Below are 23,572 nucleotides of genomic sequence, written 5' to 3'. Positions count from 1 at the left end.
AAATGGATTTAATTAGAAAGTATGATCAATTCAAAGAGATAAAAGAAGAGATCGATAAATTTACTTCATTACTTTTATCTCAAAAAAGTTTGCCTAATATCAATGAATTAAAATCTATTTCAAAGTATATTATTTTCATGAAAACTTTCGTTAATTATACCGGGGAGAGTCATTATAAAAACAGTTTAATTTTTGACATATTATCCGTTATGAACTCTTTAACTAAAGATTCTCTTAGGCAATTCCATTACGTATTCAGATCGTTTATTGAAAATTATGCTCGTGCTATGTTGAATCTAAATGATCATGACGAAACAGGGGTTAATGAGCTTTTTAGAAGATTGAAAGAATTAATTGGAGAAGATGAAATTGCATCTTCAATATTGGATTATATAATCGGGGAATATGGCAAGTCATGCATGTTTGTACATAGTAATAGCAAATCAAACATGAGTATTCAATTGTTTTATACTGATTTAATAAATCAGGATGATTTTAATACCCAAACTCTTTCATCGGTTATTAATAAAGTTCTTTTGATTTTAAAGAAAATGACTGAACTTACTGTCCACGTTTATCCTTCTACTGTCGAGAATGCTTTTTATCGAAAGAAACAACATTTGCGTTATTTAATCGGTGACCAAACTTTTCAACGTCTTCTACACAAAGTAAGGATGTAGTATTAAAAACACTCCATATCTCGTAGGGCATTTTTATAATATTTTTAACAAAAAGTGAGGCCCCTCTCGATTGAGAAGGGCTTTTATATTTAATATCCTTTTGATTTTAAAACAGCCTGCAGCTTCCTGCGAGTGTTAGGTCCGTACACCCCGTCTACTTCATACGGCAGATAAACCATCTGGAACCTCCGCATCGCATCCTCTACTTTAGGACCAAAGATACCATCAGCTGCCCCGCTTTTGAAATAAATAGCATTTAAAGCATTTTGTAACTGCTTAACGCCTGCTCCTTTGTCCCCTTTTCGATGAACACCAGTTGGTAAAGGATATTTGTATGCTGACTGAGGTTTCTTAGGTTCTTCAGGTTTCCGAGTATAGGCGTTTTGTGCTTTACCAAATTTAATTACCTGGCCTACCTGAAGCTTATTTGGATCAACTCCAGGATTCGCTACAATTAGATCATTCACCTTAACACCTTGGGCGCCATCCCGGCCAGCTATGCTCCAATAAGTATCTCCTTCTTGGACCGTATACTTTCCTGGTAATTGATCAGGTTGTTTGTTCTTTGCAACAGGCTTGAATTTGAAAGCATCATGATAATCAAATACACAACAATCTTTCCAAGAATAACCTGGCATCTCATTATGGCTTTTATCTGAATCACCAATGCCGTCCCTCACAAGAGCAGCATGCAATTCTGAAATAGACAACAATGTTGCTTCATCCAGTTTATCTTTTCGATAATCACCCGCTACACAGATTCCCAAACTCATTTTATTGGAATTTCCAACATGATAAGACTTTACTCCAGGATTATGACACCAAACTATTCTTGCTCTCATTCTGCCATCTGGGCCTTCCACCTGATTCTTTGGTTCAATGACAAATTGATACCCAATGCCAGGCCAGCCGTTTGTATTCACATGATAATCAGCAAATGATTCAGCATCCGATCCACCCAAATGTTTTTCAGTGAGTGAATGATGCCACACCCTGACCTTTTTGGATTCTACGCCATAGTCCACGTATTCTCCGCGTTCCTGCATTCCTTCACGCCTGTCCACTAACTGTGGAAGTTTTTCGAATGTATAAGGCATTTAAATCGCTCCTCTTTATAATGATAAAAGCCACCCATCAGGGCAGCTTATTTACCGTCGTCTTCATATGCTTTTGCTGAGTCGAATGTGTTCTAATTTTACTATCCTTCTTCAATAAACCTTGAGCTTGAAGTGCCTTTCTCTGCTGTCCTCCACGCTCAGTAATATAGTTGTTTTTAAACCAGGCAATAATAGCTGTCACAACAGTGAATAATGTGGATCCCAGTAAATAAACTCCATCCACTATCGTGACAACTTGGCCTTCATCTAATGCGATAGTACCCACACCGAAAATTTGATTGATCAACGCAATAAAAAGAAGCACCGTCCGAATGACAGTGCCCTGGTCCATGTATTTCATCCTATACTCCTCCTTGTGATTTTAATGCTGCATAAAAAATGGCCACTGCCCCAGCAATCAATGCTCCTATCAGTGCATTAGTGATGGAACGGCGTAGCCATTTTGTATCTTCTTTTATTTCTTTCAGTGTATCTTTAATGTCTGTAATATCACGATCGTGAAAAGCGACAGTCTGTTTGAGTTTATCTATTTCCTCTTTAAGGTCCTTGTCTGATTTCTTAAGTTCAGCAATGTCATTCTGTACAGTCTGTTTGAACAAATCCACTGTTGTCTCCTCCAATGCTTACTTCCCCCCTAACACGCTCTCTATTTCCTTTGACGGCAAAATAAAAAGCCCTATTCAGCTACAGTAGGACCTTACTTAAGATTTATATGTCATTGTGTCAGTATACTCTATCTCGCTGATCCACAGATTGTTCCGAGCAGTTTCGATTTGGTCGACGGAAAAGTTCTGAGCTGCGTATTGTTTCACTGGTTCATGGTACTCAGCTGGAATACTGTCAAAAGAAGTATTTCCATAAAGATAGATATTCCTAGCATATGTTCCTGTTCTGAAAGAATAGATCGCCATTTTGTCTCACCTCCTTTCTTTTTTTAGATCTTTACATGCTTCCTCCATTAAAGTAAAAATCCATGAATCCCATTAAGTCTGCATTTGTTGAATTTAGCTGATGCCTTAATTGTTCATTTTCGGATTTGAGTAATTCAATTTGTTCCTTATCTGAAATGACAACTTTATTCCTCCATGCTACTTCTGCATCATCATTCTTAATTACTTTTCCTTCGATTACTGTGAACAGCTTAGGAGGAAGTGAAAATAATTCATGACCTTCGATTACTTCCGCTTCAATCTCCCCCTCAACTCCAGAAGGCACTGTACTCCACCCATCAATTACATTTATGTCATTTAAGGTTACGTATACTTTCACAACCATTCCCCCCCGACGCTACCATGCTCTTACTTCCTTCAATACAACGTCCGTTTGTTGAGCTGTATCATTATTTTCATCATGGCCTTTTATCCAGTCATATGAAACATACAAATATTTTGTCGCATAAGTGTTTGCAGCAGTTCCTAAAGTAAAATACATTCCTTGCCCAGCAAGCCCATCATAATGAGCTTTATGGATATAACATTGGACTATATTATATGGGTTAGTAGTATTGGTGTTTGAATCAAAATCAGAGAAAACTAAAACCCAACCATTAGGACAGCTTGTCAATGTTTTTGAAGGCGTCACCGTATGCCCTGCGGTCATGTAATAACCGCCACTCCATAACAACTCGCCGCTGCTTTTATTTACAAGACCATTAGATGTAAATTTGGCAACTTCATTTGCAATTGAGTTTGCACCTAACCGAACAGATAATTCGTTACCTAATTGTGTGATAGAATTTACCCTGCCACCGCTATCTTTCCATGAATAGTAAGGATAAGATTCTTGACCAAGGCCAACCTCTATTGAAGGGATGCCCCCATTAAGTGTGACGTTGGGTACTGTTTGAATTAGGTCATATCCCGATAAAGAAGTCTTTTGTGTGATATTCCACTGTCTTGACTGCAATGTTACTTGATCAGGAATAGAGTGTGTAAGAATGGCTTGCGAAACGGTCAATTTCGGATAGGAATATGAATGAGATTCAGAACCGATAATGATGACAACATTGCCTGTGGCTGTGTTTCTCCCAAGTCTGACAGTCATATATTTTCCACCATAATTTGTATATCCAGTGTTAACAAAAGACGGTGTTGGGTTACCCTGATATGAATAAAAGCCTACCTCGATTTTGAAAGGGGCAGTACTATCATAAATATAACCATCAATGGTTATCTTCGACATTACATTTACCATTCCATATGGAAGTTCAATTACAAATGCACCTTGAAGACTTCCTGCCCCTGAGTATGCAGCTAAGTTTCTCCATAATTGAAAACCTGGATAATAGTGCACAATTGATTTATCGAAATATGCATGGGACCCTACATCAACAGCGTCATATCTTACTGGCTGTTTATTGATACCGACAGACAGAAGATTAGGATCAGGCATAAATAACGGCTTACCTGCAGATAATGTCCGTGTGACAAGTGTTGTACTCAATCTATCAATGATTCTAATTTGAATATCATATGCTTTTCCATTATCAAAATCCCTTGTGGCTGTCGCTGAATAGTTTTCACCATTCATCGTGAGAGATAAGTTTGTCCATGCACTCCACGTTGCGGACGATTTATCTTTCCAACTATATTGAGCATATTGTATTGAGTTTTTATTCACGGATCCGATTGTCATTAATGCTATGTTTCCTGACACACTAATTGTGGTTTCATTCTCAAAGTTATTCTTTCGTCTTATAGAATCACTCAATGTAGGCACATGATAAGGAATACTTTTTACTGTAAATGATGCCCGAGTTGTAAAGCCTCGACTGTCATAAGCTGTCACATAAGCTGTAGTGTTTGATGAAATATTTATATCATAAAAGTTTGCGACACCTGTAGTGGCAGTAAGTGTTTGGGATTGACCTGCAACGGATATTACATACTTTGATATAGTAGCTGAGTTCAATGCTGTCGCTGCAGTATGGACATTTATCTGAAGGTTGGATTTTCCTTGTACAATATAACTTGCATCTCCAGTGACAGGTGTGACAGTTGTATCAATATCTGTATAGCTTACATTTGAAGCACTAAATGATGGATTACTATTTCTGATATAAAAATTTATATCGTTGTCGGTTTTGCTTCTAACGAGCTCCCCATCATAATATGTGAAGACTTCAATGTTTCCGTCAACGCTAGTTGAGGTGGGAAACTTCGCATATATTGCTGCCTCTTCTGATGCTGTTGGTGTCCAAGTGGTACTCGATCCAACACCCGAGAGAGTCTTAATCAAAGTACCTCCTGCATATATTTTCAATGTATGTGTGAACACACTATGAGCTCTTGATATACCTATATAAATTCCGCCATCAGGGTAGACATCCCAATTTGTCCCATTAGGTATATCTGATGACCTTAAAGCTGTAACAGACCCATAGTAGGTTTTGTCTCCAATAAAAGTACTTCCATCAAATGTTTGCAGCACAAATCTTGTCTCTGCACTTGATCTTCCAGCCAAATGCCTGTAAGCTTCGGCATGTTCTGTTATTCCCCAACCTGAATTGACGGATGTATCATTAGATGGAAGGGTAACCTGACCTATCCAATCCCATACGCCATCTGACCTTTTAACAGATATTTCTACCTCATGCCTGAAACTTGATGAATGTCTGCTTACTGAAACGGTAAAGTTTTGACCGGCTGTGAAGTTTGCACTTGACGATAAGCTTGACGCCCTAGGGATTGTGTCTAATGTAGCTGTGTCACTTGAATCATATACATTGAAAACGTTTGAGTCCCCGCCCCATCCAATCGTTATCTTCTTTGATCCATCTGAATTATGTGTAACTACCTTGGAACCAGAAACGATGAATGTATTTGAATTATAAGTCAACGAGAAGTCTTTATCATAATCCCAAATTTTTGTTCCATCGATTGAAACAAAGAAGTCACCTGTACCATATGAGGTATAACCTGTGTTTGTTCTTTCAAGCCTCATGGTTGCAGTTACGGTACTCTGGTTTTTAGAGACATTTTCAGTGCTACTCCATGATACTGTACCCGAAATATATCCATTATCTGTACTTACTTTAAATGATCCGCTTGCCATTCATAATCACCCCGCTTTAAATGGTAGGAACAAACGCCCAAGCACCATTAGGCATCTTGATGATCTTTATTCCTCCCATCGTAAACTCCTCTTCAGCTCTTACCTTTTTAGTAACTGTTTCATCCTCATTTAGATAGAAAACCTTCTCCCAATTTTCATTCCCGGTGGCATCGTACCAACCAGTCAATCCTAGCTCATCGAGGGTTGTCATCTTCAGATTCTCTTTCATCATGATTCCATTGTCATCAACCTGAAAATTACCATTGGTGGACATGAAAACAGAACCTGTAATGGTAACCCCTTCAATGGCAATAGCCTTTAATGTACCGGTTGTTACTTTATCAGCACTTACACCCTCGGCAATCAATTCGTTTGTAATCGTCAAAGGCACAATGTCCTGCCCACTTACCCTGGCGGTTTGGGCCGATATTTCATTAGTGAATTCACTGGCCGTTCCATGCGTGTTGATGGTCCTTGCTCGGAAATACCATTGTTCATCGGTATTTGATTCGAAAATCACACCGCTACTTTTACCTCTGAAGACCAGGTTTTCGTCTCCTGGAATGAAATTCTGTACCTGGGAAGCGTACACTTCATAGGCAGCAATATATAATTCGTGGATGAAATCCCAATTCAATTTTATGGTTTTAAATAGCCCTTTGGCTGTAAAGCTTGTTGGAACAGGGGGAGGGACGTCTGGAAAATCGGTATCGCTAATTTCCTTTTGAGTGGTGTTCTTGTCCCAGATTGGTGCCTTATCGTTTAATTTAGCTTCAATCATATCCAGGCGTTCATCATCCTCAAAAAGATTAAGGTACTGCCCCATTTCTACGTGAGCATTGTCCGGATCCGCCACATCATATTCGAAAACCACTACCCTGGTTTGAACTTCAATAGGTGCTGCAAATGACCTGTCAACCGTCCGGGTCGTGTCACCTAGCCTTACTTTCTCGTGTTCATATCCAATCAAATCTCCTAACAAAAACGTATCAAGCTCAAAGTTCTCAATCTGGTTCTTTTGTTCTTGAAGAGCATTCCATGTACGCTGCAGCAATAAGGTAGGATCCTCAGAATCATCATCATAGAAACCAAACCGATGTCTTTTGGTTCCATCCGAATTCAACCTGCCGAACGCCTCCAATGCTTCAGCATCCCCCACCCATTCCTGTCCCATTGGTTTATCAACGGGATCACCATTAACTGTGCTCCATTCTACATCTGCAAAAGTGACTTTTCTTGTGTACCCTTCATTATCAGTCTCTAGGCTCGAGCCACGTCCGTATAAGGCTGTTTTCGGGTAGGAGAGGACCTTATGCTTAATGAAAAGGATATCTTTATCAATTTCCCAAACCTTCCCTATGTCCTGGCCCCTTCTTGGAAGAATGTCGATATAACGGCCAATAATTTTATTTCCATCAATCTCCACTCTGTCCCTCAGCTCACCACCCCAAGTATTTAGGATTTTCTCTATGGCTTCTCTTGCATTGATGTAGTAAAAGTTAGTTGAATTCAGACCCAGTTCAGCTGTTTCTCCAACTTCCCATCTAGTGTTCTGAAGTGCCCTTAGAAGAGCGTCGTCCACTGTGGTATCATAGGGTCTGATATCCTCCAAAGGTTCATCGTTTAATTCAAGCATCGCTGGCTCAGTGACCACTCTTATTTGTGGTCCTTCTTGACCATTGGTCTTTTCTGGTTCTTTAATGACAAATAGACGGAAATAACCGTCTTTATCCATAAAAGCCACTTGATTTTCTGCAACAAGGTATTGAGAGTCTTCATGATCACCTTGTGCCGAAAATTCAAATGTCGAGCCGTTATTTAAAATTTCCTTAAACGGGGCATTCCAGAAGGCACATGCTTCTGCTGCCTCGTTTGATAGGATGGCAACCAGATTGTCATAAGAATCAAAGATTAATAGGTCTTTGTCCTCCATCACAACCACCTCGGCCTAAAAGTTATTTGCGTCGTAGCCACGCCCGCTGGATCTACTGTTAAAGTATTCGCTCCTGGCAATAGCATAAAAGGACTGCTTCGCCAATCGTAAGCTGTCATATGAACAACTCCATTAATAGTTACCTTCCTCTTTTTCAAATCAATTTCTAGTATGTCTCCCACTTTGAAATCCCAGATGACCCTTACATACTTCCCGTTTGAGTGAGTGATTTTATATTCGGTTGCTACAGTTTTAAAGGTTGCATTGATGATTAAGGGTATTTCGGCTGTCCCCATATTCATAATAGGTGCAGCATCAAGTAGAACAGTATCTTCCGCTCCATACTTATATGGATCCGGGCAAATGAAGGAGATGGTCCCTATTAAATAATTGTAGGACTCTTCAAACTCAAGGGTTCCTTCAACTAATGCATAGTAGATTCGATCAGGTTCATCATCAAAGATAAGATTTACCGGATCAGTTTTAATTAACCATGCTGCCAGGTCCTCTTTTAATTTTTCGATATTACTATACCCCGACTTCTCCTTATCAATAAGTATTGGTTCCGGGAGAACCCTTGGTGATGTATCGGTACCAACTAAATGAGCTCCAGGCAATCCCGGTTTTGTCACCAACCTTCTGGAAATAGGGGCGAAAGCAGGTCTTCTTTCTGATGATAATAAAGATATATAGTCTTTTTTCCCACCGTTAAAAGTGAAATTCCCCATTCTATCGCTTCCCCTTATTATGCCTATGAAGACGTTTTTTCTGATTTTGAACCTCTGTCACATCGTCCGCAATCCATTCTGCAAGTACCCGGCCTTGCGGGGTGACCAATTGAAAAATTCGAGGTTCTTTCTCTCCAGCAGACTCTACCTGGCTTGCTTGTCCACTTATATGATGTATCACTAGATCCACGCTAAGTTCATCTTTAACCTGCTGTTTTATTTCATCGATTTGAAAGCCCGCATCGAGTGAAGTTCTGTTAATCTCCATGTTTGCAACAGCCAATTGAGGACTGAACGCCCCAGTTATTGCTGAAGCCATATTAGCAGTAGTCTTCGCAGCTGCGCCGGTCATCTTGTCTATACCAACGATTACACCGCTAACGATATTCTTACCAACCATATCCCTCATCCAACGAGATGGAGAGTGAATACTTAAAGCTTTTGTAATGCCACTCTTTATTGAGCCTGCAACATCTTTTATTTTGTCTGCAACTGCTCCCATCATTGAGCCGATCCCTTTTATTAGCCCCTGAATGATGTTTTTACCAATACCTGAAAGATTGATAGAGGATAAGAAGGATTTTGCAGCATTCCACCCATTTACAATGGCAGTTTTTACATTTTTCATTGCCGTGCTAACAGTCGACTTTAACCTATTGAATACACCAGTCACAATGGACTTTATGGTACTGGTTACAGTGTTAATGGTAGAGCGAATGCTATTCCAAATTGAAACTATAACCTGCTTGATTGCATTCATCACACTGGAAATTGTCCGGTTAACTGCGTTAAATGAACCAGTAACAAAAGATTTTATTGTATTCAGAGTATTGGTGAAGATACCTTTAATAAAGTTCCAGGCAGATTTCATCAAAGTTTTTCCTGTAGATGCAAATCCCTTAAGTGGTCCAAGGAACTTACCTATGAAATAGAGATTGATCCAGCCCCAAAGTATTTGTAAAGCTCCTTTGAAAATCTGCTTAATCCCTTCCCAAACCTTCGAAAAGTCTCCAGTAAAAATACCTGCAAATACTTTGATAATTCCTTGGATGACATTTAGAGCACCGTTGATGATGTTCTTAATTGCATTCCAAGTAGAGATGATCACTGACTTAATGATCATCCATGCAACGCCTAAGATTGGTACAATCACAGCCATTGCTGCAGAAAAAATGGTCTTGATAATACTCCAGGCATTCGATAAAGCTTGAATAATCTGAGCTCCATTTTCATCCCAGAATTGTTTAATCTGGTCGAGCCTTTGTTTAATGAAGGTACTAACGGCTGTAATTGCTTGGTTGATATAGGGTAATAAGAATCCCCATACTATCATTGCTGCAGCTTTTATGGAGTTCCAAGCAGAAATGATAGCATTGCGAAAACCATCATTTGTCTTCCACAAGTAAATGAAACCTGCAGTTAGAGCCACAATTGCCGCAGCTACAATCCATACCGTAGCACTCATTGCCGCAAGTCCCGTTACTATAGGTGTGATTAAAGGCCAAACGGAAGCTAATGCAGCCTTGAATCCTGCAACTAACCCAATCCCTACAGCCAGTGGGGATAACAGAAGAGTAAGAGCTGGAACTAACATCATGGTTCCCTGAATGATTTTAGCTAGAACAGGGTGTGCTTCGTTGAATTTTATGGTCATGTTAGCGATTGCTGTTATGAAATCATAAATCTTCATCATCACGGCGCCGAAAACGTCCACCATTGGTTGAAAAGCCTGACGAACAGCAGCCTTCATCCGATTAAGTGATTCTTCATAACCTTTAACCGTATCCATTGCGCCTTTGTGCAATGACGAATACACAAGAGCAGATGTCACTGCTGCCCCGATAGCAACCATCTGAAAACGCATCATCCCTTGCGTAATCATCCTGGTCATGTCGTTTAATTCCTTCATATTCGCAGTAGGACCTAGCATTTTCAAAGCTAGAACAGATGCATTACCTGCATTCGCCATTTTGTTTAAGGAGTTAGCAACGGCCAGACTTCCTTTGTTCACTTGTAACAAAGGATTTTTCATTCGGTCATAGTTAGCGCTTATCTTTTCAGCTTGAGTTGACATGTTAAGCATAGTCCCGGCAGTCTGGATCATGCTTATCTTCATTAGCTCATTGTTCTTCATCATGTTGTCGGTTGCTTTTTTATGAGCCGCCCCCATCGCTGCAACATCAGCCATAAACTGTTGATTAGAGCCAGAGTAGGTTTTTGCACCCTGGGCTAACTTAAAATATTCATATTCTGCCTTGATCATTTCATCTCGGAATCCACTCATCGCCAAGGACTGTTGAGCAAACGCTGATCGCATTTCCTGGCTCATTCTCCTGGCTTCTTCGGAAGTCCCTCGATACATTCTTTGGGTTTGATATCCCGCATTGAACATTTGGTTGCCTGCATGTATAGCCTGGTTGCCCGTTCTTTGCATTTGACGCTGAGTATGGGACAGCTCGGCTGTTAAGTCGTTCACTTCGCGAGTAAGGGCTAAAACCTTGGCCTGGACTTGCTGCATTTGACGGTTAAAACGGGTCACATCAGCTTGAATATTCGTTTCCCTCACACTCGGAATTTCGTTGAGTTCAGAATTAGCACGCTGGATGCTTGAGATGAAGTTCGTGATATCAGCCGTAATAGAAGCTGTAGCACCAAATGCTGTTCTTCTGATCGCTTCATCAACTTCTGTCATTTGTCGCATAAATTCATTGATATCCGCAGTGATTTTAGCAGCAAAATTCTCTTGCATGTTTTATCCTCCTTTCATTTTGTAAGATTTCATTGCTTCCTTCGCTTTTCTATATCGTTCTACGTTGATTTTGGGTACTCTGCTTTCTTTCCAATTTTCAGAACCGCTCATAATTCTTTTACGCGCAGTTTTCGAATCGAACATTTTGTTTTCCCTAGCTCGCTTTGCATTCTGGGCATACCGATTAAACATCGCCTGTTTAGCCATGCTTTCGTACTGGTCCACTAACCTTAATTGAGACCCTTTTATAAAGTTTTTGAACTGCCTTGGAGTCCAGGACAAAATCAAATCAGCATCATAGACTTCCAGGTAATGAGCTGCGTTGACGAACAATTGGTCGAAATTTATTCCTTCATTTCTTTGCGCATTTGGAACAGCATTTCCGTTTGTTGCTCCCTTTCCGCCTTCTCCTCTTCTGTTTTCCCGGTCTTCTTGTAAGCCTCGATGTTTTTCCAATAACTCTTGGCTTGTTTCTTGAAAAAACCCGATTCGTCCACCGCGTTGAATGCTTCTTTAAACAACTTTTCTGTGTCCCCATCTTCTTCGATACGTTGTTCAATGGCAGCTTCTATGTCCTCAAGTTTGGGTTTATCCTTCCCTAAGTATTCCAAGCCGCAATCCCAGAATGCCAAAAGATGCTTGTTGGAATACTGCAGCAAGTTTGTATACAAGCCATGGAAACCACCCACATCATTGCCGTCGTTATCCTTCTCTGAATACTTCTTATCTGCCAATCTTTCAAAACGGAATGTACACTTCGCTTCAAACTCTTTTCCGTTAATCTCTAAAAATGCCATTTTCGATTACCTCCACAAAATAAAATGATAAGAGGCAGGATAGGATCCCGCCCCTAGCTTTATACAGTCGGTGCTGTTGTTTGATCAGGAAACTCTCCTGTCGAAGCCCCAGGAGCTTCAAAGCCATAACGTGCGAATTCGATCATTTCAGGAGGTAGTGGATCAATTTCTCCTTCTTGGGTAGACCCGATGACCTGGACCGTGGCTGATACTTCCACAAAGCCATCTTGTGGACTGGACTTTTCAGCGCTTTCCACGATGCAATATCCAAAAACCGCAGGATGTTTACCACTGGCATTTAGGTTTAGATCCACTTCCCAAACCTTGATCTGCCTCTTGTTTTTGATAGCGTCCATTACAACTTTTTGTCCTGGATCACCCGTCTCTCCATATGCAGTGAACTCAAATGATTCACTGTTCTGTCCATAACCAACGATGCGCCCGAACTTCGTCGACTCATCTATGATGTCATTCTCAATAGAATATGAGTTTTCCGTCAGGTTACCAATTAGCAACCCATCTGTTCCGAGTGCAGCATCCGTAGATTGCACTAAAAGAATGGAATCTTTTCCTTGTTGCATCCTATTCACTCCTCAATGTGTATTTCATTCGTAAAACCCCGTGTCTTATACGAGGGTCGATGTCATCAAACACTTGGATCCCGAGCCGCTCCACTTTAAGGATCCAAAAACCCGGCAAATCCAGTTTGTAAGACAAGGCTTTCTGGCAAGCATTTAATATGTTGAAGGTTTCTTTCTTTCCAGGGTAATCAGACCAAGCATGGATGACTAAAGATATTTCTTCACCAGGCACTGTTTTTGTGTCAAAAGGAAGCATTGCCGGTTCTCCAATAACCACATAGGGATACGCCTGATCTTTAGGAACTGCATCAAAAACTCCTGTGATCATATTCTTCAGGGATACATCAGCCTCTAATTTTTGATAAATAGCCTCCTGCAATGGCCATAAAGCTGTATCGTAGGGCATGTCAGTTCACCAACCTATTCATCTCGGTTCGGTAGTATCTTTTACCTATCTCTATAGCAGGGTACCAGTATGGTTGAGCACGCATTCCTCTTGTAGTAACAAACCGCCCTAGCTTGTCTGAATAGTAGGTCCATGGTGTTTGACGGCCATCCCCATTCACAGCATAGATGCCTGTCCCGAACTCGACATAGATGGCATAATGGGCACTCACGGTTACGACAGCTGTTAAGCCCCCGTCCCTGATTTCCACTTCAATGGATTTTCTAAGATTCCCATCGTCAGAGGGTGCCAATGATCGAGCATTGGACTGGATTAAATAAGCCGTTTCTACGACAATCCTTTTTGCCTCTTCAACCACCCCTTCACCAAACTTCCGGGCAGATCTGGAAAGCTTTCTATTTCCAAACCGAATATTAACCATTAGGAACCAACTTTAAAGGCAGGCGCATAACTTCGCCCTGCCCCCCTTGATCCTGAGGTCTACCCACAACCTCGTAAGTCTCATCCTGGTACTTCACACGCATATCTGTTTTGATATCCGTTCTGTATGGATAATAGAGTACCCTGTCCAGTTGATTGTCCAATTTTTGAAACTCGTAAATTTCACGGCTTGAAGGTGTATCCATAAACCCTATCATCGTTAAAACTGCAGCGTAAGCCAATTCGTGGCCGCCTCCCCCATCTGGTATCTTTCTTTGCTCCCAAAAGGTTATTTCATGAGGAAATTCATCGTTGAGCACGGAATCTCACCTTCCTGTAAGCCCTCAAGTTATTGTATAAGGACCTCGGTAATTCACTTTCGAAAGAGTAAGAGACGCTGCCCATCGACCGATTCCGCAGGCCGGTTTTGTTTTGGTAGAATTCAATCGCCTTAGCCATAAAGATTTTGACTCCACCAGGAATAACAGGAGCAGTCGTTTCACTGTCTCCGAATGTGTTATTACATTCTTCCTTCACATGGTCAAAAATAAGAGGGAGCATGGTACGGTAATGCGCCTCTTGCTCCGTACGATTCTCCCCGTTAATCAGCATTATTTCTTTTACTTCTTCATCTGTAGGTCTATACATGGTACACCTACTCCCCGAGGATTAAATCAATTAAATCCTCTTTATTGGCGTTTGATTTATACTGAATTTCTTCCTTGTCGAGGAATTCTTTCAAATCATCATTTTTGATTTCCTGCAGTTCTTCACGAGTAAGCGTGAAATAATCCAGTTCTGACCCGTCATTTTGGTTTTCTGTTGTTTCCGGGGCCTCAACCAGGGTGTAACCCTTTGCCTTGTACACGATGTTATACGCCCTTTCTGTCACCCTATGCGTCTTACCCTTTTGATCTTTAACAACAACCATGCTATCAGAAGCTTTCACGTATTTAGCCATTGATTATTCCTCCTTTATTATTGTGTGGACTCTATTATGGCGTGACTACAGCTGGTGTTAACGCACCAAATGCGTCTGGTTTGATATTCATGTAACCGATATGCATTGTCGCACGGAGAGCAAACATATCGCGTTCAAATAGATTGATAGGCTTACCTGCAGCGTCTACGATTGAAGATAACTGCGCATCTTCAGAAACTGCATATTCAATGTTCTGAAGGATACCGTAACGTGCATAGTCCCAGTCGCCCATGAGAGCTACAGCCTTAGTAGCGTCGAATGCTTCAGGCTTGGAGTAAGTTACAGCCAGGCCTTCCACGTCGTTTAGGTTCGTATAGTACCTTTCACCATTTGTTGCGTTCCTTGCGCGGCGCAGGTTCTGTTTGAATGCATTTGTTGCTACCATCCCATCAGGAGTGAATCCACCTGCCTCGATAAGTGCCATCAGGTCAAATACTTCATCCTGCAGGTCAGCACCTGAACCAAGTGCGATGAGATTTCCTTCATCAGTTGCGCCAGTGAAGATGGCCTTGCCACTAGTATGAGTAGCAAACGGTGAGTTCGTACCGAATAATCCTGCAATATCAAATGTCTGATAGAACGCTTCAGCAATCAGTGGCTTAACTTCATTGAAGAAGTCCTTAGCTGTGTAACGCAAGAATTCCTTTGAGAATGGGATAATGACACCCAGCTTCTCTGCCTGCATTGAGGCAGTAAGCCATTCAACTGTGGAAGTCTTGATAACTTCTGTTTCAGATACCCAGTACGCGCCGGCTCCTTTAGCCTTGAAAGAGAATGTTTTCTTCGGCTTAGTCATAGGCTCATATTTTGCCAGCTTCATGATTGTTGACCCTTTGATCACATCCTCAATGATTAGGCCGCCCTCTTCCTGGGGGATTAACCCTGTCTTTGCATTTTGCATTAATACATGGTCTGGAGTATATGTTTGCTCTTCAAATTGCTTAATATTAACTGCGAGTAAAGATGTTACTAATGATGTTTCCAATGCTACTGCCATTTATGATGGCCTCCTTTTAATTGTTTTGACTTTGATTACGAATATTGTGTGCTGCCGCCATTTCCTGAATGGATTTAATTGTGCCGCCACCTGTGTTGCCGCCTTGTTGAATATCTCGGCCTTTATCCTTGAATTTGTTGTCTACAGCTTCCTGGATAGCCTTGTTGTATGTTTCCTCGAGTTTCGCAAGATTAGCCGTAGTTTTCTCCTCATCCTCTGCAAGGAAATAACTAACAAGATCAACGGGAAGTTTCTTCTCCGTAGCCTGCTTGATTGCAAGGTTCATAAGCTTTTCTCGCTGAGATTCCTTTTGCTGGTCTTCAAGGGCCTTCTCAAGTGCCGCTATTCGTTTCTGCTCCTCTGTCTGGGCAGGGTTACGTTTCGCGACCTCTTCAGAGACTAGAGCCTCCAGGTTGTTCGCCTTCCAAGTATCTAATCCCTTGGTAAAATAGCTGTCCAGACGGGGTTGAAGAAGCCGTTTCCCATCCTCTGTATCCAAGAAACCTTTCACCTTGTCTGCTGACACGGCCGAGAGTTCTCCAAGATAGGTTTTCACTTCTTCCTGATCCTTGTTATCTTCCAAGAACTTTTTCACTGCTGCCAGACTGATAGTACCGGCATCAAATTGTTTAATATTAACCTTCAGAAAATTAAATTTTTTCACGTTCTAATTCCTCCTAGCCATGCAGTACGAGCCTGCATGTCAAAATGGGTATAAAAAATATGCCTTTTAATGACTTGCCCAGGTCAATCCGATTGTTGTTTGATTGTTACTTGCAAATCCTCTGGGAACTGTTCAGAAAGTTCCTGGAGAAATCTAACTGATGTTTGAAGCGAAGTTGAAACTGCAGCACAAACAACGCTTTGAGCATGTCCAGCAGCCTCAATCTTCATATAACCATCTTCACCGATAGTGACTATGACATTGGTCAAACTTCACCCTCTCCTTTTTGCAGCTTTCTCCTCAAAGCCCTTAAATACCTTCACAGCAATATACAACTTTATGATCTCTATATCGTTGCTCGCAAGGCCTTGTTCCGTAAGCTTTAGCAGATATCTAGATTTAAATTGTTCAAAGGTCATTGGAATTCATCCTCTCCCATATCAAAAATGATTCGGTTTTTACCAAGCTCATATAATCCTAGAGCTTCCAGGTGCGTTGTCTCACTCCAACCGGCATCGATAATCCCGTCTTTCTTTTTGATAACGTATCCTACGACTTCAACTTGATCTATATTAGCGATAAGGTGTTCAATAAGTGCCTTTGGTGTGACTTTCCCTTCTTTGCTCTTTCGAAATTCATCAAGAAAAATCATATTTATTTCACCTCAACCAATTCATAAGTAGCTTCGAAGATATCAGGTTTGCAAGAGTAAAACTCCCCATTCACACCCTTGATAATGTAATCACCAGGTTTTGCAGTCATGGTTCCTTCTAATGTGTTGACCAGCATGATCGGAGTCCTAAATTCCACCGTCTCAACTGCACTCAAGGTACTTTCGCTATCATCAATCCATTTGCATATTCGCAGGTAATCTTCTAAGGTATTAAACTGAATCGCTTCAATAACTACAGGTTTCTTACGATATTTCATTTATTCAGCCTCCTATGAAGCATATTTCTTCTTCCATTCCTCGAATGTTACATAAGGCATTGTGGTAGAAGGAGGTTTCACGGCCTTCTGTGCCTTTTTCAATGCCTTTGCATATGTTAGGCCTTCGTCAGCCATCAACGCGTCTATACGAGTCGCCAGCTTCTTCTGGAAATCAGGATTCATATAATCCCTACCTCGACGATATTCAGGCAGCATGCCATTCACAAGCCGGAGCTTCACACAGCGACAGCCGATATCCATGTTAGCCTTGCCCCAGAGATGAGGACCTTTAGCTTTCATGCCTTTGTAGTGGAAATATCCATCCTTGTCAGCCTTCTGGCCGTCTAATTCCCTGTGTGAGGTCCTGACCCTCAAGTCCAACGATGAAGCCCAAATACTATCCATGGTTGCGTATTTGGCAGCCTGTTCTCCCACCTCTTCATCCGAAATAGAACGAACACGGCCAGCCTCAGTCCTGGCTACGAGCATCGCTTTCTTTTTCGAGAAGTTCACTGCATTCTCAATTCGTTTTGCCATGGCTGTATAACCTTCACCAGCAATAAGCGACTGACTGATTTCAATATTGATTTTCCGGATGATCTCATTCCTGTGCTCTGTAAATACGGAAGGCAACGTTAATTTGTCTACAGGATTTGCAAGAGCCAATTTTATGGTGGTCATAGACGGGAGAGTGAATCCCATTTCCGTTGATGCACTCATTTGGAAAAGGTATGCATGCATAAGAAAGCTCTCTACATACTGAGTTTCCATTGAGGCATTAATCATTTTGATCAACTGCTTGTAATCAGAGTTGAACATGTTGCTGATGACTTCCATTTCCTTTTGGAACCGGTTATATTTGTTCAGCTCTGTGTAAGAGAGCTCACCCTTCTTCTCGTACTTCCTGAACATTTCACCGATCTGCAGAAAAATTGCTTGGAGCCGTTTAGCAAACACCTTTTCAATATCTGATTCTGTCTTTCCTAAAAGCTTGTTCAGCAACTCACGAATCTTAAATTGATCCATTAGCCAACCACCCCAGTGCCTTTACATGTTTTGCACTGAATGAGGTTTCCTGTAATGTTGCTTGGTACTTTGCCTGTGCCGCTGCAGGTAGTACATGGTTTGCTTCCCTCACTTGTTTTGCCGGAGCTCCCCTTTTCATCTTCTTGCAGGTCTTCCTCATCAGGATCATCCTCGTCCAATGGCTCAAGCGCTGGACCAAATAAGACAGCGTCTTTTTTCATTTCCTCAAGCTCAAATTCAACATCATCAACAAATGAAAGAAGCCCCAATCTGGTCCGCTCGCTGATATGCCCTTTCAGCTGAGCTGTTGATTGTGCTTCATCCAAGATATTAGCAGGAAGGTTTCTCTTAAAACCGAAGAATACTTTCAGATAATCATCGGGACTAAATCCTTTCCTTTTCGACCAGGCACTAAAGAGAACCTTGAACTGATATCGAAGGGAAGCAGTGAACTTACGCTCCATAGTGATGCACTTGTTCTCTAAGGCCATCAATTTGAACCTCATTGCCACTCCACTTAGCTGAGTCCCGAACGATTTGTCCGTGAAGTTCACTGACTTTGCAAATCGCAAGATATTCTCTTCCAGTCGGTTCAGGTGATTTTCGATCATGGTGTCATTAATATCCTTGGTTAGGTACCGGACATCGTCATTTTCACCGAATAACTCGAATACCCCACTCTTCTTTAGGTTGGCCAGTGTCTCTTCATCTGCTCCCATTCCTCTCAGAATGAGATAGGCTAGCCGATATTGCTCGATTTCATTGGAAGCATCTGAGAGCGTGCGGTCGTAACCATCGATAAGATTAAGAACTTTCTCAGCATCCCCTTTTAACTCCTTGTTGTTTGCCACTCCAAAAAGAGGATTGAAGTCAAACATGTGAGGCTGGATGTCCTGGAGGTTAAACTGACCGCCCTGGTTTGCTTTGAAAAAATAAATGTATATCTCATCATAGAACTCAGCGTAAATTTCATCATCGCGAGAAAAATATCGAAGAGAATAGTCCGGTTCATGTATCTCATCCCCCAGGAATATGACTTCCCATGGATCTATGTTTTTTATTCTTTCATCCCCTGCCTTATCGATGTATGCCAACCTTGCAGCATACCCGCATATTGCAGCCATCTTTCCATATTCTGAATCATTATCTTCTGCATTATTGCGCAAAAGGAATGATTCCAGTTCTGATCTAAGTGCCGCATTGGTATCGTCAACATCGTAGCTGATGGGATGACCGAACATATACCCTATCTTGGTATCGACGATATCAGCATCAAAAGCATTGTTAAGCTTGTTGTTCACTTTATCATCAATTCGAAGAACATTGCCGCCTGATTCAAACTTTTCTTCGTATGCAGTAGCAGACCGCGAAAAAATGGTTGGACCATCAAGATCAGCTTTATATCGCTGATACATCTTCCTCATTCGTGCTCTAATTTTGCTATGGGCATCAATCATCTCTAGCACGGTTTTTTCATCAATGCCATTCTTATCGATGTATTCCTTGAACTTCAGCATTGTTTTCACCTACCCCGTTTTGCGTCTTGCGTTATGACCTTTAATACTAGCAACCTCGTAATCATCCAAGCCGTACCAAATAGCACTGAAAGTATGAGGATCAATATTGAATTCGTCCTCGATTATTTTGCCTTTTTTATCTTTAGCAAAGGTTAAATTCTTCAGTTCTCTTATTACATCCGGGCAAGCATCGGAACAAATAATCTTTTTAAACCGCTTCACCTTCTTGGTGTTTTGAAGTCTCGATCCAGGTCCCTTCTTCGCTCCCATAATCCTAAATCTTCTTTGCCTGAAATATGCAATCGTCTTAGGTTCAGCACTATCGGCCTTGATCATTATCTTTTTGTATGGATCCAAATCCTCAACCAGCTCAGGGTCTGTCATACCACGTTTGTAATACTGTTCAAAGATGTAGAGGTATTTATTTTCATGATCAATTGCCATCCTGACCAAAGCGTTGTATGATTCAACAAATCCAAAGTCCAAACCATTTTTAAATAACGGCTTGTCAATTTCATCGATTGCCCTCATTACTTCCTCATGTGACTTCACTTGGAATTGAGGCAAAACTCTTTTACCATTAACCCCATATCGCCCCAACCTGGCAACACGATGTAAGTCAGGATCATACTCTGCTAATTCATCCAGCTGCTCGATGTAACTATCAGGCAGGAACAGGTTATCGTCTGCCGTTGAATGATGATAGTAAGTATCTCCAACAACGACTGTTCCTTTTTGATAAAGTTCATTATCATCCAGAACGAAACGATCGTTTTCATCGTCTTTGAAGAAATGCAAATATGTCCAATTGTCTTCACCGATTGGATTAGTTGAAAGAATCATATGCAACTTGAGTTTCGGATGACGCAAACGACCAATCAACTCTTTAAAACCCTCGTACTTCACTTCTGAACATTCTTCCAACCATATGAGGGACACGTTGTTGATTGATTTTAGTTTTGCAGGCTTGTCCATTCCTTTGAAAATGATTTTAGAACCATTGGAGAACCGTAGTTCATAGGGGCTTTCTTTCGGCCTTATCTTGCCTTTCGCAACCTTTTTTCGACTGCTTTCATCCAAGAGACCTAAATCCTCAATTATCTCGGTAAATAAAGAAAACGTACTGTCCTTGTGTGTATCGTATACTTCACGAATCACAAGAGCCTTACGTTTTTCAGAGAGTAATTTTAGAATGATTTTTAGGGCAACATGATAAGACTTAGAGGAACCGTAACCCCCCATAAGAAACTGGAACTTTTGATTCCAGTCAAAGAGAAAGTCCTCGAAACGTGGATTAACTTCTTTATTGATGTCCATTACCCACGCGCCTCTTTTCGAGTGATAACGATGTTTACCACATCATCCTCACCATCATCGCTCATGTTTTCAATCTCGGCTTTTGTCTTCGCAACATTCAACTGCAGTTGCTCAAGCTTCAGCCGTCGCTCATCTTCAGCATGGGCCATTTCATCGAATTGCCTAATCAAACTCCGTAGCTCGCCCATTGCTCTGGACTGAGCATTCAGGAAAGCAGCCTGTCTATCCCATGCAAACTGAAATTCGTACTCTTCCTCGGTTGCGATTTGCTTGAATTCCCCTCTATTATCCAGGTCAGGAACCAATTCATATTTTGATTTCTTCAGCTCTTTAATCATCTCGCCCTTATCCTGGACGAACATGATCTGCTGAGCGCGGATGATAGCAGCGTATTGAATTTGTATTTGATCCCATATTAAATCAATTGCTGACCTATCCTGCATCGCATCCATTACTTCTAATGTCTCAGCAGGTAGGAACTTTGAAAAGAAACCATGAGTCATAGCATTCTGGTTCCCTTTTGGGGCTGATCCCCCACTATTACCCTTAGCGTTGATATTTCCTTTAGGAGCCCCACGTTTTTTTGTGTGCACACTCTTTTCAGAGGGTGCACCCCTATCTCGATTCCAGCCATATCGTTTTTTCCATGACTTGACCGTATTGAGAGAGACCTCGTATTTATCGGCAATGTCTTTGTATTTCATGCCTTTCATATAATCTTTTTCAGCTAACACATATTTTTCAGCCATGCTACATCACCTGCCACCCCCAGGTATTTGTGTTTGTTTTGGGACAATAAAAAAAGCACTCTGATTGAGTGCCTAGTTTCAACTAAATAGAAATAAGAATACTTTATAAGCTGCCAAAAGCGTTGTAATCGATGCTATTGCAACAATCAATCTACCTGGCACTCTTAAGACTTTTAAAACCACTATTACTACCAGTACAATTTCCACAGTCAAAAGGATCCAGATTGCCAACTGGGATGCCATCATATCAACTGTTTCTTTCATTGGACTAAAATCAACCTTTTCCAATATTGTCACCTCCAAAGTATTTATCGGAGATAACATAGACTTTTATATAGAGGAAGTAGCTTATTAACTGCCTCCCCGTCCTGCCTTCAAGTTTAGCATGCGAATTTTTCGAGATTCAACAATTGCACAAATTGGCTTTTTTGGCTCAATTGGCTCAATATGGCATCTTTGGTTTTCTTCACTTGATTTCTGGTCATTCCCAACAATTCTGCAATAGAACGGTAGCTCATTCCATCGAGCATACAGTCATAAACGACTCTTTCCTTTTCATCATCCAATAGTTCCCCTGCCCACTCTAGCGCATACACTCGACCTTCATATTTCAGAAGCCTTTTATATAATCGCTCTTCTCGCAAATCCATTTTCTCCAACTCAGCTTTACTTTTCCCTGATGACCCCTTTGGCATGGCAGCTTCGATTCCATATTGAGCTACTCCCCAACTCCTCATAGGAGCCGAGTAACCATAGAGAGCGTTCTGGAGTCTGTCTACTTCCCGTCGCATCCACTGATAATCACGTAATAAGACTTCGATCTGATCTATCATCGCCCATTCCTCCAAGCTCCGCCTTTTCCCCTGGTCAGTGTTTGCCTGCTAGTGCCCATTAGATATTTCAAATCACTTTCGGATAGCTTGTCCGACTTATTCTTATCAGTTTGTTTCTGAGGATTTTTACTTCTTAACTGTTCACATATAGTCACCTTCATCATTTGACCCCCAATCAAAATAAAAAGGACACCAAACAAACGCCGTAGCGTCCATTTAGTGCCCCTGGTTGTTCCAGTAGACTTATAATTTATTTGAGTAGTTCAATTCATAATGCGACGGCTTCCCCGACTGCCAAGAAATAACTTGTTTGCCGTATCCTTTTGGTGGGGTATCGACTATAACAAGCTGGCCGTCTTTTACGATGTATGTTGCATTAACCATTAAATCAATTTCTGCCGTCATATTTTCTGCATTTGCCTTCACCAGGACCCCTCCCAATGGGTTATAATGAGATTGGGTGGCCGGGAGAAATCCTGGCTTTTTTAATTTTTGAGTCCTTGTTTGGTGGTGTCATCCAATTCGTTCCCGCATCCTGGACAGAAGTTTGCTGGTAATTCGAAATGAAATCCGCACTTAGGACAAATAGCTGGCCCCTTTGCCTTTGGATAATCGTAGGTTGTTTTGTAGTTTTTCATTAATTGTTCTCCTTCAACGTTTTCGTAATTTGCCTTAAAAATAATTTTGTAGCCGCTTAGTACAATCGTCTGCATAATTTTGCTCAAAAGAGCAATATTCCTTATACACTAATGGAGGAAACCATGAGGACACTAAAACAAATTGATTCAGTCCATCAAAAAATTTTGAGTTCTGATTTCTCATCCCGCGTTAAAAGCATGAAATCCCAAAGCCTTTTAAACGAATTAATTAGAACGTTTGAAATCCCTAAAAGCATCAGCGTAAGTTACGAAAAAGAACATCCTGAAGTGGTGAAGTTATATCATAAAATAACTAAAAGTATCGATGCCTAATACTCCTCTTAAGGATAATAATCACTCAAACTGGCAAAGTTAAACCTGAGATATAGTAATTGGTCCTTACTATTTTCTCTACGGGCAAGGACCCAAATCTGCAATTCCTTGCCCCATTTCA

The 23,572-nt window shown here is 41.1% G+C and carries 31 protein-coding genes and 1 pseudogene; 2 read left to right on the top strand and 30 right to left on the bottom strand.

What is annotated here, in order from left to right; genetic code table 11:
* The first annotated feature begins 2 nt into the window (after nt 1-2).
* Nucleotides 3-680: a hypothetical protein gene (locus J7E38_RS13700; RefSeq protein WP_214705335.1), complete on the top strand. Its 678-nt coding sequence runs from the start codon at nt 3-5 to the stop codon at nt 678-680.
* Nucleotides 681-769: 89 nt separating this feature from the next.
* Here J7E38_RS13700 and J7E38_RS13695 read toward each other — a convergent pair whose 3' ends face one another.
* From J7E38_RS13695 to J7E38_RS13550, 30 genes and pseudogenes are all read right to left on the bottom strand, one after another.
* Nucleotides 770-1,777, bottom strand: coding sequence for a peptidoglycan-binding protein (locus J7E38_RS13695; RefSeq protein WP_214705336.1), 1,008 nt, complete (start codon nt 1,775-1,777; stop codon nt 770-772).
* 109 nt (nt 1,778-1,886) lie between these two features.
* A pseudogene (locus tag J7E38_RS13690) lies at nt 1,887-2,138 on the bottom strand (phage holin); the annotation flags it as partial.
* A gap of 1 nt (nt 2,139) precedes the next feature.
* Nucleotides 2,140-2,418, bottom strand: a complete 279-nt coding sequence (locus J7E38_RS13685; RefSeq protein WP_214705338.1) for a hemolysin XhlA family protein — start codon at nt 2,416-2,418, stop codon at nt 2,140-2,142.
* Nucleotides 2,419-2,499: 81 nt separating this feature from the next.
* Nucleotides 2,500-2,709 (bottom strand): hypothetical protein, encoded by a 210-nt coding sequence (locus J7E38_RS13680; protein WP_214705339.1) that lies wholly within the window; start codon nt 2,707-2,709, stop codon nt 2,500-2,502.
* A 31-nt stretch (nt 2,710-2,740) separates the two neighbouring features.
* On the bottom strand, nt 2,741-3,067 hold the full coding sequence (locus J7E38_RS13675; RefSeq protein WP_214705340.1) for a hypothetical protein: 327 nt from the start codon (nt 3,065-3,067) through the stop codon (nt 2,741-2,743).
* An 18-nt stretch (nt 3,068-3,085) separates the two neighbouring features.
* Nucleotides 3,086-5,851 carry a DUF859 family phage minor structural protein gene (locus tag J7E38_RS13670; RefSeq protein WP_214705341.1) on the bottom strand — a complete coding sequence of 922 codons (2,766 nt, stop codon included), beginning with the start codon at nt 5,849-5,851 and terminating at the stop codon, nt 3,086-3,088.
* A gap of 16 nt (nt 5,852-5,867) precedes the next feature.
* Entirely contained in the window at nt 5,868-7,784 is a 1,917-nt protein-coding gene (locus J7E38_RS13665; protein WP_214705342.1) for a phage tail spike protein, read from the bottom strand.
* Nucleotides 7,784-8,512: a distal tail protein Dit gene (locus J7E38_RS13660; RefSeq protein ID WP_214705343.1), complete on the bottom strand. Its 729-nt coding sequence runs from the start codon at nt 8,510-8,512 to the stop codon at nt 7,784-7,786. The genes J7E38_RS13665 and J7E38_RS13660 overlap by 1 nt, the downstream gene beginning before the upstream one ends.
* A 1-nt stretch (nt 8,513) precedes the next feature.
* Nucleotides 8,514-11,261: a phage tail protein gene (locus tag J7E38_RS13655; protein ID WP_214705344.1), complete on the bottom strand. Its 2,748-nt coding sequence runs from the start codon at nt 11,259-11,261 to the stop codon at nt 8,514-8,516.
* Nucleotides 11,262-11,605: 344 nt separating this feature from the next.
* Nucleotides 11,606-12,058: a tail assembly chaperone gene (locus tag J7E38_RS13650; protein ID WP_214705345.1), complete on the bottom strand. Its 453-nt coding sequence runs from the start codon at nt 12,056-12,058 to the stop codon at nt 11,606-11,608.
* A 59-nt stretch (nt 12,059-12,117) separates the two neighbouring features.
* Entirely contained in the window at nt 12,118-12,639 is a 522-nt protein-coding gene (locus J7E38_RS13645) for a phage major tail protein, TP901-1 family (protein WP_214705346.1), read from the bottom strand.
* A 1-nt stretch (nt 12,640) separates the two neighbouring features.
* Nucleotides 12,641-13,045, bottom strand: a complete 405-nt coding sequence (locus tag J7E38_RS13640; protein ID WP_214705347.1) for a DUF3168 domain-containing protein — start codon at nt 13,043-13,045, stop codon at nt 12,641-12,643.
* A gap of 1 nt (nt 13,046) precedes the next feature.
* Nucleotides 13,047-13,466: an HK97-gp10 family putative phage morphogenesis protein gene (locus tag J7E38_RS13635; RefSeq protein WP_214705348.1), complete on the bottom strand. Its 420-nt coding sequence runs from the start codon at nt 13,464-13,466 to the stop codon at nt 13,047-13,049.
* Nucleotides 13,459-13,785: a phage head closure protein gene (locus J7E38_RS13630; protein ID WP_214705349.1), complete on the bottom strand. Its 327-nt coding sequence runs from the start codon at nt 13,783-13,785 to the stop codon at nt 13,459-13,461. The genes J7E38_RS13635 and J7E38_RS13630 overlap by 8 nt, the downstream gene beginning before the upstream one ends.
* Entirely contained in the window at nt 13,772-14,113 is a 342-nt protein-coding gene (locus J7E38_RS13625; RefSeq protein ID WP_214705350.1) for a head-tail connector protein, read from the bottom strand. Before J7E38_RS13625 ends, J7E38_RS13630 begins: the two co-directional genes overlap by 14 nt.
* 7 nt (nt 14,114-14,120) lie before the next feature.
* Nucleotides 14,121-14,426, bottom strand: a complete 306-nt coding sequence (locus J7E38_RS13620) for a hypothetical protein (RefSeq protein ID WP_214705351.1) — start codon at nt 14,424-14,426, stop codon at nt 14,121-14,123.
* A gap of 34 nt (nt 14,427-14,460) precedes the next feature.
* Nucleotides 14,461-15,444 carry a phage major capsid protein gene (locus tag J7E38_RS13615; RefSeq protein ID WP_214705352.1) on the bottom strand — a complete coding sequence of 328 codons (984 nt, stop codon included), beginning with the start codon at nt 15,442-15,444 and terminating at the stop codon, nt 14,461-14,463.
* Between the two features lie 16 nt (nt 15,445-15,460).
* On the bottom strand, nt 15,461-16,054 hold the full coding sequence (locus J7E38_RS13610; RefSeq protein WP_215038604.1) for a DUF4355 domain-containing protein: 594 nt from the start codon (nt 16,052-16,054) through the stop codon (nt 15,461-15,463).
* 137 nt (nt 16,055-16,191) lie between these two features.
* Nucleotides 16,192-16,377: a ribosomal-processing cysteine protease Prp gene (locus tag J7E38_RS13605; protein ID WP_214705354.1), complete on the bottom strand. Its 186-nt coding sequence runs from the start codon at nt 16,375-16,377 to the stop codon at nt 16,192-16,194.
* A 3-nt stretch (nt 16,378-16,380) separates the two neighbouring features.
* Complete coding sequence (locus J7E38_RS13600; protein ID WP_214705355.1) at nt 16,381-16,527, bottom strand: hypothetical protein; 147 nt, start codon at nt 16,525-16,527, stop codon at nt 16,381-16,383.
* Nucleotides 16,524-16,760, bottom strand: coding sequence for a hypothetical protein (locus J7E38_RS13595; protein WP_214705356.1), 237 nt, complete (start codon nt 16,758-16,760; stop codon nt 16,524-16,526). Before J7E38_RS13595 ends, J7E38_RS13600 begins: the two co-directional genes overlap by 4 nt.
* Nucleotides 16,761-16,762: 2 nt before the next feature.
* Nucleotides 16,763-17,038 carry a hypothetical protein gene (locus J7E38_RS13590; protein ID WP_214705357.1) on the bottom strand — a complete coding sequence of 92 codons (276 nt, stop codon included), beginning with the start codon at nt 17,036-17,038 and terminating at the stop codon, nt 16,763-16,765.
* 12 nt (nt 17,039-17,050) lie between these two features.
* Nucleotides 17,051-18,064, bottom strand: coding sequence for a phage minor head protein (locus J7E38_RS13585; protein ID WP_214705358.1), 1,014 nt, complete (start codon nt 18,062-18,064; stop codon nt 17,051-17,053).
* Nucleotides 18,064-19,581, bottom strand: a complete 1,518-nt coding sequence (locus tag J7E38_RS13580) for a phage portal protein (protein ID WP_214705359.1) — start codon at nt 19,579-19,581, stop codon at nt 18,064-18,066. The genes J7E38_RS13585 and J7E38_RS13580 overlap by 1 nt, the downstream gene beginning before the upstream one ends.
* Before the next feature lie 9 nt (nt 19,582-19,590).
* Nucleotides 19,591-20,898: a PBSX family phage terminase large subunit gene (locus J7E38_RS13575; protein WP_214705360.1), complete on the bottom strand. Its 1,308-nt coding sequence runs from the start codon at nt 20,896-20,898 to the stop codon at nt 19,591-19,593.
* Nucleotides 20,898-21,647: a phage terminase small subunit gene (terS, locus tag J7E38_RS13570; protein WP_214705361.1), complete on the bottom strand. Its 750-nt coding sequence runs from the start codon at nt 21,645-21,647 to the stop codon at nt 20,898-20,900. Before terS ends, J7E38_RS13575 begins: the two co-directional genes overlap by 1 nt.
* A 78-nt stretch (nt 21,648-21,725) precedes the next feature.
* Nucleotides 21,726-21,935 carry a hypothetical protein gene (locus J7E38_RS13565; RefSeq protein WP_214705362.1) on the bottom strand — a complete coding sequence of 70 codons (210 nt, stop codon included), beginning with the start codon at nt 21,933-21,935 and terminating at the stop codon, nt 21,726-21,728.
* Between the two features lie 92 nt (nt 21,936-22,027).
* Nucleotides 22,028-22,480, bottom strand: coding sequence for a sigma-70 RNA polymerase sigma factor region 4 domain-containing protein (locus tag J7E38_RS13560; RefSeq protein ID WP_214705363.1), 453 nt, complete (start codon nt 22,478-22,480; stop codon nt 22,028-22,030).
* A gap of 243 nt (nt 22,481-22,723) precedes the next feature.
* Nucleotides 22,724-22,906: a DUF3954 domain-containing protein gene (locus J7E38_RS13555; RefSeq protein ID WP_214705364.1), complete on the bottom strand. Its 183-nt coding sequence runs from the start codon at nt 22,904-22,906 to the stop codon at nt 22,724-22,726.
* Nucleotides 22,907-22,965: 59 nt separating this feature from the next.
* A complete protein-coding gene (locus J7E38_RS13550; RefSeq protein ID WP_215038577.1) occupies nt 22,966-23,205 on the bottom strand; it encodes a hypothetical protein in 240 nt (79 codons plus the stop codon).
* A gap of 36 nt (nt 23,206-23,241) precedes the next feature.
* Between J7E38_RS13550 and J7E38_RS13545 the strand changes: the two genes are divergently transcribed.
* On the top strand, nt 23,242-23,451 hold the full coding sequence (locus J7E38_RS13545; RefSeq protein ID WP_214705366.1) for a hypothetical protein: 210 nt from the start codon (nt 23,242-23,244) through the stop codon (nt 23,449-23,451).
* Nucleotides 23,452-23,572: the final 121 nt, after the last annotated feature.

This window comes from Bacillus sp. ISL-35 (assembly GCF_018613355.1).
Classification (GTDB): Bacteria; Bacillota; Bacilli; order Bacillales; family Cytobacillaceae; genus Mesobacillus.
This window is presented reverse-complemented; position numbering and strand designations above follow the sequence as displayed.